This window comes from Psychrobacter urativorans (assembly GCF_904846675.1).
GTDB lineage: Bacteria > Pseudomonadota > Gammaproteobacteria > Pseudomonadales > Moraxellaceae > Psychrobacter > Psychrobacter urativorans_B.
Map to the genome: position 1 here is coordinate 1 of NZ_CAJHBT010000062.1, position 653 is coordinate 653.

1 pseudogene is annotated in these 653 nt (G+C 42.1%); it reads left to right on the top strand.

The window, feature by feature from the left end:
• A pseudogene (locus tag JMY06_RS11715) lies at window positions 1-625 on the top strand (DDE-type integrase/transposase/recombinase); the annotation flags it as partial.
• Between the last annotated feature and the right edge of the window lie 28 nt (window positions 626-653).

Below are 653 nucleotides of genomic sequence, written 5' to 3' on the forward strand. Positions count from 1 at the left end.
ACAAGCTTATCTATCCAAACCTGCTCGATCAGAAATTTGATGCCAATAGTCCTAACCTTGCGAAGCAGTGCTTCTCAGGGTTAGTGACATCACCTATATCTGGACGCTTGAAGGCTGGTTGTATTTAGCTGGAGTCAAAGATCTCTACACTAAAGAGCTTGTCGGCTATGCCATCAACAAACGTATGACAGCAGATTTAGTTTGCCGTGCATTGAATATGGCGATCGAACACAAACGGCCAGCAAAAGGATTGATTGTTCACTCCGATAGAGGCAGTCAGTACTGTAGCAATGATTATCATAGGATCATCAAACAGCATAAGTTTAATGGCTCAATGTCACGGCGTGGCAAACACTACAGGCATAGCCTTCCGTCTTGCACTCGGGTAAGTATCTCCCAGACACTTACTATTCCTTGCTCATTTGATAATGCTCCAATAGAGAGTTTCTGGGGCGTATTAAAGAATGAACTGGTATATCATCAAGACTATAAGACAAGAATTGAAGGCGTCAATGATATCATCAAATATATTGAGCTGGAGTACAACCAGACTAGAATTCAGAAGGGTTTAGGCTATAAAACGCCAAGGCAGATGTGGTTTGACTTTTATCGTCAGGCTGCTTGATTAAAATCTCCCAAGTTAATGTCTACGG